The following is a 5,743-nucleotide window of genomic DNA, read 5'->3' as shown; positions in this document are numbered from 1 at the left end:
CACTGAAGCCGCGTCACAGAACGCCGCCTGATCGGCCCGTCACCCAATCTCCAACATAGCTCCCTGATCCAGCAGGGGCCGCAGATCGTTGACGTGTTCTTGCTGGCCGGGAAGGAGGCAGCGGTTGCGGCCGCCCGCATCGCGCTTATGGCAACCCCGGTTCTCGCCATCGGCGCCGCGTTTGCCGTTGCCGCCTATGGCATGAAGCGGTTCTTCGACGACGTGCGGGAAGCCGAGCGTGTGACCCGGCTGACCGGCAACGCTGCTGGGATCACGGCTTCGCAGTTCGTGTCCATGACCGACGCGGTAGGAGCGTCGCGCGGCATCTCCAATGCCGCCGCCCGCGACATCGCAACCGCCTACATCGGCACCGGCAAGATCGGCGGACAGGTACTTACCGACCTAACCGCCTTCACCAAGGACTTCGCCGTTGCGACTTCGCAGGACGTCGCGAAGGCATCCGAAGACCTTGCCGGGATGTTCTCCAGCCCAGCGAAGGCAGCGGAGGAAGCCGCCCAGAAGTGGGGCATGTTCTCCGACGCACAGGTCCAGACGATCCGTAACTACGAGGCGCAGGGCCAGCTTGAGCGCGCCCAGCAGGCGCTTCTGGAAGGACTGAAGCCGCGCATCGACGGTGCCGCCGAAAAGGTGGCGTGGTACACGAAGTTGTGGGATGGCCTTGGCCGGGTGATCAGCAACGCCGCGGATGCCGCGGGCCGGTACGGTGCCGGACCACAGACCCATGCGGAGCGCACGACTGCGCTCCAAAAGGACATCGACCTATGGACGGCGCGTGTCGCCGCCGACCCCAACGGGACGACCGTCGTTGACGGCGCCCGTGTCCGTGATGCCGACATGCTCCAACAGGCAAAGGACGCGCTGGCACGGGAACTGCGGGACCAGCGGGACCGCGATGCGAAGGCGGCAAGTGACCGCAAGGCGGCGGAATTCAACCGGCTCCAGACCCAGGCGATGAATCTCGCCCGATCGGTCGATCCGGCGATCACAGCAACGCAGGATCTCCGCAACGCCGAGATCATGTTGAACGATGCGGTCACTGCGGGGGCCATGTCCCTCCAGGACAAGACCCGCGTCCTGAACCTCTACAAGACCCAACTGGAGCAAGCCGCGGAGCCCGCGAAGGCGTTTGCGCTTGAGATGGAGCGCCAGGCGCGCGTGACGGAGGCCTCCGTAGGCCGCGCGCGCGACTTCGAGCAGCAGCGCCAGGAAATTCTGAAGAAGCGCGGCGCGATGCCCGGTGAGGCCCTGACGCAGACCGAAACGGACCAGATCAATGATGGTCTGATTCGGAAGTACGCTGCGCAGGCTGCCGAACGCCACCGGTCGATGCAGGAGGCAATCCAGGACGCCCAGCGGCTCGGCGCGGCAACCGCCTCGCTTTCCCAGCCGACGATCATCGCCGCTCAGGCGGAGGCCGAGTTCTTCCGCGTCTTGCGGGAGACCAGCGACTACAAGAAGGCGAAGCAAGCTGAAGATGATGCCCTCACCAAGGGCATGATCGAGTTCAACGCCCAGGTGGATACCTCCATCGCGACCGGTCAGCTTGCCGTCGCATCTGCACAGCGCCTTGCCGACGCTCAGGCCCGCGGAGGCGACATCGCCATGGCGCGCGCCCGGTCGGAGAATGTGCTGGCGGAGCAGTTGGCCCGCGGTGTAGACCCGGTGAAGGCTCTGACCCTGGCCGCCCTGGACTATCAGGAGTCGCTTGCCGACCTCTCCGCGCAGCAGCGGGCATGGAACCGCGACATCGCGGAGCAGACCGACGCCGCCCGGCGGCTGGCCCAGGCAGAAGCGGAATCCGGTGCGGCCGTCGCAGAGGCCAACATCCAGAACAAGGTCCGTGCGCAGATCCTGAAAGAGGGTGTTGACCTCGATTCCGCCCGCGCCCAGGCCATTGAAGCCGGCACCCGCGCGCTCGAAGCGCAGAATGCAGCCGCGCGTGTGAACTCTTCCATACGCCAGGGCAATCAGGATCTCGCGTTGGTCCGCGCCGAGTACGACATGCTCGGCATGAGCAACGCGGAGCGGGAGCGCTCCGTGGCCATCATGCGCGCCCAACTGGAGGTGCAGAACTCCGGGGATTGGGCGCAGGTGCCGCAGGAAACCCGTGATGCCTGGATTGCGCAAGCCGGTGCTGTTGCGGAATATCGGTCACGGGTCGCTGACGCCACGGAGGCATCCCGCGACTTCGCCAATGTCATCGGCAAGGGCTTCGAGGACGCCGTCCTCGCCGGCGGCCAGCTGAGCGACATTCTGAAGGGGCTTCAATCCGACATCGAGCGCATCTTCCTGCGCGCGACGGTGACCAAGCCACTGGAGAACTGGCTGACCGGCACCATGACGAAGGTGCTGGCCCCGGCTCCAGCCAACGACAACCTCGTGCAGCCCGTAAACGACAACGACCCCGGCGGCTATCGTTCGTTGTTCGAAGGGCTGACCGGTGGCAGGACCGGAGTCATTGGATCGCAGGGCAACCCGATGTGGGTTCGCTTCGCATCTGCTGGAGGCGCCGCCCTGGACCTCAACAGCATGGCGACGCAAGCCACTTCCGGGCCGGTGCCCGTGGCGGTGAAGGACGCCGGGGACCTCGAGGGCGTGATCCAGACCGCCTCCGCCAAATACGGGGTGGACGCCAACACCATCAAGGCGCTCATCCAGCAGGAGTCCACCTGGACCCCCACGGCCGTGAACCCGCGTTCCGGCGCCGCCGGCCTGATGCAGATCATGCCGGCCAACTGGAGCGCATACGGCGTTACCAACCCCTTCGACCCTGCGCAGAACGTCGATGCCGGCACCCGCATCTTCCGTGAGCACCTCGACCGTGCCGGCGGCGACCTGGAGCGGGCGCTGTCCACCTTCGGCGGCTTCATCACCAAGAGCAGCGACGGATATGTGGCGTCGGTGAAGGCCAACAGGGCGGCGTACGATCAAGCCGCCACATCGACGGTTACCCTCGCGGGTGCACAGACCCAGGCGGCTGCGGCTGCGTCGGTGTTCACCAGCGAGCAGCGCAAGGTGATCGACGCCGCGCTTGGCAGCCAGAAGGCTACGGTTGAGGCCACCGACAAGCAGGACGCGCTGACGAACGGGCTGGGCCACTTCCGGGAATCGCTGGAGGCGGAGACCAAGTCGCGCGACCAAGCGGTGAGAGCTACCCAGCAGCTTACGCAGGCCCAGCAGACCGCGGCGGCGGGCATGGTCGGCGGAACGCAGGCCGCCCTCGGCGGCATCATGTCCCTGCTGGGCGGGATCACCGGCGCCGGAACCGTGTCGGTCGGCGGCAGCGTCATCTCTGCCGGCGGGCCGCAGGGTATCTCTGCGGCGCTGGGCAGCGTGTGGAACGGGATCAGCGGCGGGAGCTTCGGTGACACCAGCTTGAGCGGCGTCAAGTCCTGGCTGAACAGCACGGCATGGGGCGGGAACGTCGCCTCCAAGACGGCCCCCGTGGCGAAGGCCGGGAACGGCATGCTGGCGGGTGGCGAAGGCGCACAGACCGGCATGGGGACTGCCCCGGCAACGCCTGCGGTGACCTGGGGGAACGTGGTCGGCGGCGGTCTGACCGCGGTCGGCGGCGCTCTCCAGATGTCCCGCGCGCAGAACGCCGGCCAGAGCATCGGTGGGGCCGCGCAGATGGCCGGCGGCGTCATGATGTTGATCCCTGGCATGCAGGTTGCCGGTGGGCTGGTCGCGCTCGGGGGCACCCTTCTCAGCGCGTTCAGCGACGGCAACAGCCGTGGGGACCCCTATTCCGTCACCAATCTGTCGATGAAGGGCGGGCGCTTCACACGCGACAGCTTCGACGCCGACAACGGCGGCGATCCGGCGAAGTGGAACAGCGCGGTCGAGCAGGTCGCCACCAAGCTCAACGGGTTGATGGACACCTATGGGCTGGTCGCCGGCAAGCTGACCAACGTGGCGGTCGGCGAGCGGAACGCCACCCCGGAGCAGGCCATGCTCCAGGCCCTGCGCTCCATGAAGTCTGACAACGCCGACATCGCGTGGGTCCTCGCGAACGCGGTCGGCGATGACCTCGACGCCGCGGTCAAGGCCATCGACTTTGCCAGCAAGTGGCGGGACACGATCACGCTGTGGAACAGCGGCATGGACAGCATCGTCGCCGCCACCCAGCAGGGCACCGCGGCGGCGAACGCCTTCGGTAAGACGGTGCTCGCCTTCTTGGACGGCGCCGCGGCGACCTACGACGTGGCGGCTTTGACCGCGAAGGCAGGCAGCAAGACCGGCAACGCCGCTCTCGACAAGCTGCTGGCCGGTCTGCCCGGCTACGCCACCGGCACGCCCTCGGCCAAGGCTGGCTGGGCGGTGGTCGGCGAGGACGGGCCGGAGCTGGTCAAGCTGGCCGGCGGCGAGCGGATCTGGAACGCGCGTGAGTCGGCGCGGATGGTGGCCGGGCTCGGGCAGGGCCGCGACACGGAGCTGGTCCACGTCCGGCCGGACGAACTGGCCTGGATGCACAAGACGCTGGGCGGCGGGCGCATCAACCCGGTGACCGGCCTTCCCATGTTCCTGGAGGGCGAGACCGGCGGATCGTCCGACAACGGGTCCGGCGGCGTCGGTGGTATGGGCGGCAACTCGGACGGATACGGCGGCCACACCGACCGCGACGGGGGATTTACCGCGTCCGAAAACAGCGGAGGTTTTGGCGGTTTCATCAGCACGATCTCTTCGGCCATCAGCGACGTGGGCTGTGCCGTCGCCAATGCCCTCGGGCTGGATGCAAAGGAGGCCGGCGTTCTCGGCGGCATGGTCGGCATCACCGGGACCGTCGCCATCGGCGGCATCCGCGGCTTTGCCGAGGCGATGGGAAAGGGGCTCGCCTCCGTGACCGGCCCCGGCGAGGCCCCCGCGGTGGCCGGGCCGGGGGACCCTGGCCTGTCGCCGACCGGTGGCGATTTTACGGCGGCCGAGGCGGTGCTGACGAAGCTGCTCGACGCCATCAAGGCCGACCCGACCGGCACGGTGGCAACCGGCGTGATGGGCGGGCTGGAGGCCGGCGCCACCGGCTACACCGTCGCCCAGCTCGCCGGTGGCTCCTCCGACGCCTATCTGGCTGGCGTCCGCGGTCAGGGCGGCGAGGCCAAGGTGGCGGCGCTTGCTGAGGATCTGGACGCCGCTGTGCAGTCCATCGCCGAGGCGGGCGTGGCGATCCCCGACGTGCTGCGGCAGGCGCTGGAGAAGACCAACGCCTACGCGACCTCGCTCGGCATCACCCCGGCCACCGAGAAGCGTGAAACTGCCGCCCGTCTGCTCAATGAGAAGCTGGGCGAGCAGGGGCTGAGCACCGGGCGTTATGGCGAGGTGATGGGCGTCGTCCAGAGCTTGGCCGATGGCACCTTCAGCGCGGTCGGGAAGGACTTCCAAGCGCTCGCCGACGACATGGTGAAGTCGATGGCGGCGATGTCCGCCGCCGGCATGCAGGTTCCGGCGGCACTGGCAGCCGCCGAGAAGCGCATGCTTGCTCTGGTCGCGGCCAAGGCCCGCATCGACGCGGAAATCGCCGGGGTCACCGACACCAGCACCGACTATCAGAAGCAGGTCGCGCAGCTCACCGGCTACTGGTCCATGGCCAGCACCGATCTGGTCAAGGCGATGCAGGCCGTCGGCTATGAAGGAGCCGTGCTCTCCGCGAAGCTCGGCGAGGGCGTTGTCACGGCGACGGTGGCGGCCCACCAGTGATGGCGGTATCTTCCCTGGATGCCGCCGC

The 5,743-nt window shown here is 68.0% G+C and carries 1 protein-coding gene; it reads left to right on the top strand.

Annotated elements, in window-relative coordinates:
• The first annotated feature begins 27 nt into the window (after window positions 1-27).
• Entirely contained in the window at window positions 28-5,715 is a 5,688-nt protein-coding gene (locus JJL56_RS32555) for a phage tail length tape measure family protein (RefSeq protein WP_345772669.1), read from the top strand.
• Window positions 5,716-5,743: the final 28 nt, after the last annotated feature.

This window comes from Azospirillum aestuarii (assembly GCF_016632405.1).
Taxonomy (GTDB): Bacteria; Pseudomonadota; Alphaproteobacteria; order Azospirillales; family Azospirillaceae; genus Azospirillum; species Azospirillum aestuarii.
The sequence above is the reverse complement of the archived record's forward strand: the minus strand, read 5'-3'. Positions and strand labels throughout refer to the sequence as shown.